The following is a 3408-nucleotide window of genomic DNA, read 5'->3' as shown; positions in this document are numbered from 1 at the left end:
CGGTGCTGCTGGTGCGCGCGCAGGAAGCCGCGACGCCGACCGCGCGGGCGTGAACCGCGGGCTGCGCCGGCTGGCTTTCGCCGCACTGCTCGCGGCCGTGGGGCCGCTGCAGGCACAGCGCCCGTTCCCGTCGCCGCCATTGGCCGACGCGTTCGCCGAGCAGGTGAGCCCGCGGCTCGAGTTGCCCGAGCCGGCGGCCGCCGGCTACGCGGCGCTGCTCGCCGGGGCGTGGCAGGCCGCTGCGATCGACCCGGGGCCGGCGACGCAGTTCGTGCTGCTGGTCGATCGCCATCCGCAGGTGCAGGCGCTGGTGCTGTTCTGGGGCTCGCCCGAGGACGGCTGGCGGGTGGTCGGCGCGGCGCCGGTGTCGACCGGGCTGCCGGGGCGCTACGAGCATTTCACGACGCCGCCCGGCGTGTTCGCGCATTCGCTGCAGAACCCGGATTTCCGCGCCGAGGGGACGCGCAACGAGCTCGGCATCCGCGGCTACGGCCGCAAGGGCGCGCGGGTGTTCGACTTCGGCTGGGTCGCGGCGCCCAAGGGCTGGGGCGACCACGCGATGAGCGTGATGCGCCTGCAGGTGCATGCGACCGACCCGGACCTGCTCGAGCGTCGCCTCGGCTCGGCGCAGTCGAAGGGCTGCATCCGCATCCCGGAACGCCTGGACGAGTTCCTCGACCGCTACGGCGTGCTCGATGCCGACTATGACGCTGCGCTCGCGCAGGGGCATTCGCTGTGGATGCTGCGCGCCGACCGGCTGCCGAGCCCGTGGGCCGGGCGCTGGCTGGTGGTGGTCGAGTCGACGGTGGATGCGCGGCCGGCCTGGTCGCCGGCGCCCGCCATGCGCTGATCCGGCGCCGCGCCGCGCGCTACGGCATCACGACCGCTGCCCCCAGTACGCGCCCGGCACGCAGGTCGGCCAGCGCGACGTTGGCGCGGTCCAGCGGGTAGGGTGTGGCGTGCACGTCGAGCGGATGGCGGCGCGCGAATGCGAAGAACTCGGCAGCGTCGGCGCGCGTGAGGTTCGCCACCGACATCAGCTGCCGCTCGTGCCACAGCAACTCGTACGGAAACGACGGGATGTCGCTCATGTGGATGCCGCCGCAGACCACGCGGCCGCCGGGGCGCACCGCGCGCAGCGCGAGCGGCACCAACTCGCCGGCCGGTGCGAACAGGATGGCGGCATCGAGCGCGTGCGGCGGCGCCTCGGTGCTCGCGCCGGCCCACACTGCGCCGAGGCGGCGCGCGAAGTCCTGCGCGGCGATGTCGCCCGGCCGCGTGAACGCGTGGACCTGGCGGTCCTGCTGCAGCGCGACCTGCGCGACCAGGTGGGCCGCGGCCCCGAAGCCGTACAGGCCGAGGTGGCGGGCATCGCCGGCCAGGCGCAGGCTGCGCCAGCCGATCAGCCCGGCGCACAGCAGCGGCGCCACCAGCAGCGGCGGCTGGTCCAGGTTCAGCTCGATGCAGAAATCGGCTTCGGCGACGGTGTGCGTCGCGAAGCCGCCGTCGCGGCCGTGGCCGGTGAAGACCGGCGCCTCGCACAGGTTCTCGCTGCCGCGCGCGCAGGCCGCGCAGTGCCCGCAGGTGTGGCCGAGCCACGGCACGCCGACGCGCATGCCGGTGCGCAGCCGCGTGACCCCGGGGCCGAGCCGCTCGACGATGCCGACGATCTCGTGCCCCGGCACCAGCGGCAGGCGCGGCAGCGGCAGTTCGCCGTCGACCACGTGCAGGTCGGTGCGGCACACCGCGCAGGCCTCGACGCGCAGCAGCACCTCTGCGGAGCCGGGCACCGGCAGCGGCCGCTCCTCCAGGTGCAGCGGCTCGCCCGGCTGCCGCAGCACCATCGCACGCATTGGTTCATCGGCCATCACGGCTCCTTCAATCGAGGGGGTGGGTCAGCAGCCACAGCAGCACGGCGGCGGCGACGATGCCGAGCACGAGCAGGATGGCGATGACGATCAGGCCGGTCATGGCAGTGCGGAATGCGGCAGCGCCGCCAGCCCCGCCCAGATCACGGCGACCGCGATCGCGAGCGAGGCGACGCCCGCCGCGGCGCCGGCCAGCAGCCACGCACCGTCGTGCCGCAGCACGCCCAGCATCATCACGCTGATCGCGAAGGCCGGCGCCATGTTGCCCAGCGGCACCGGCAGTGCGAGCACCGCGCCGAGCACGAAACACAGCAGCCCCGCGARCCGCACCGGCAGCGCTGCCGACAGCGCCGGCCAGCGCGGGCGCAGCAGCGGCTCGACGCGCGCGAGCCACGGCAGCAGGCGACGGGTGAGGGCGGCGAAGCGCTCGCGCGAGATCGAGCGCGCCGCGATCGGCGCCGGCAGCCAGGCCGGCAGCCCGAGCGCGAGCTGTGCCGCGAGGAACAGCAACGGCACGCCGAGGACGCCGGACGTGCCGGGCGGCACCGGCAGCAGGTTGGGCAGCGCGAAGAAGAGGATCAGCGTGGCCAGCGCCTGGTCCTGCATCGCGAGCAGCAGGTCGCCGATGCGGATGCGCTCGCGCTGCGGGTCGCTCGACAGCGCGAGCAGCACGCGCGACAGCGCATCGGGCGGGGGCGGCGGTTCGGTGCTGCGGGCGGCAAGGAGTGGCATCGCGGGGCTCCGGTGGCGCGTGGCGGGCTTGGATCACGCCGCAGCAGCGTAGCGGGCGGCGCTGCCGCGGCCTTGCGCGGGATCAATCCGCGGCGCGCCGGGCGGCCGAAGAATCGCCCGACCATTCCACCACCGGAGAACGCTCATGAGCACGCTCGGCAAACTGGTCCTCGGCGCGATGGGCGCCCTGCGCGCCCGCCCTGCGCTGGGCGACGGGCCGCGCACGCTGGCCCTGCCGCCCGCATCGCCGGGCAACGACATCACGCTGCAACGGGCGCTGTCGCAGCGGCGCTCCAGCCGGGTGTTCGACCCGCGCGCGCTGCCGCTGTCGCTGCTGTCGAACCTGCTGTGGGCGGCCGACGGCATCAACCGCGACGACGGGCGGCGCACCGCGCCGTCGGCCCTCGACGAGCGCGAGATCGACCTGATCGTCACGCTGCCCGAGGGCGCCTACCGCTACGACGCCGCGGCGCACGCGCTGCAGCTGGTGAGCGCCGAGGACATCCGCCGCGTGACCGGCTACCAGGACTTCGTGGATGCCGCGCCGCTGAACATCGTCTACGTGCTCGACCATGCGCGCATGTCGCGCGTGCCGGCGTCGCAGCGCACGCTGTTCGCGGCGGTGTCGGCCGGCGCGATCGCGCAGAACGTCTACCTGTACGCGGCCGGTGCCGGGCTCGCGACGGTGCTGCGCGGCTGGCTCGACCGCGAGGCGCTCGCCAACGCGCTCGGCCTGCAGCCCGACCAGGAGGTGCTGATGGCGCAGACCGTGGGTTTCCATGCGCCTTGACGTCGCGGCCCTGCGCCG

4 protein-coding genes are annotated in these 3408 nt (G+C 74.9%); 2 read left to right on the top strand and 2 right to left on the bottom strand.

The window, feature by feature from the left end; all coding sequences use genetic code 11:
• Positions 1–850, top strand: an 850-nt coding sequence (locus AC1D15_RS22900) for a L,D-transpeptidase (RefSeq protein ID WP_477827777.1), incomplete at its 5' end; no start/stop codon positions are given.
• 19 nt (positions 851–869) lie between these two features.
• On the opposite strand, the gene AC1D15_RS22895 is transcribed toward AC1D15_RS22900, so the two are convergent.
• Positions 870–1853: a zinc-dependent alcohol dehydrogenase family protein gene (locus AC1D15_RS22895; protein WP_477827778.1), complete on the bottom strand. Its 984-nt coding sequence runs from the start codon at positions 1851–1853 to the stop codon at positions 870–872.
• 114 nt (positions 1854–1967) lie between these two features.
• Entirely contained in the window at positions 1968–2600 is a 633-nt protein-coding gene (locus tag AC1D15_RS22890) for an exopolysaccharide biosynthesis protein (protein WP_477827776.1), read from the bottom strand.
• Positions 2601–2745: 145 nt separating this feature from the next.
• Between AC1D15_RS22890 and AC1D15_RS22885 the strand changes: the two genes are divergently transcribed.
• Positions 2746–3390, top strand: a complete 645-nt coding sequence (locus AC1D15_RS22885; RefSeq protein WP_477827775.1) for a SagB/ThcOx family dehydrogenase — start codon at positions 2746–2748, stop codon at positions 3388–3390.
• The last annotated feature ends 18 nt before the right edge of the window (positions 3391–3408 follow it).

The sequence above is a fragment of the Rhizobacter sp. P2_H2 genome (genome assembly GCF_056403375.1).
This window is presented reverse-complemented; position numbering and strand designations above follow the sequence as displayed.

Coding starts and splice junctions, on each gene's coding strand:
- AC1D15_RS22895 (WP_477827778.1), bottom strand. CDS start 1,853: ATGCGTGCGATGGTGCTGCGGCAGCCGGGCGAGCCGCTGCACCTGGAG.
- AC1D15_RS22885 (WP_477827775.1), top strand. CDS start 2,746: ATGAGCACGCTCGGCAAACTGGTCCTCGGCGCGATGGGCGCCCTGCGC.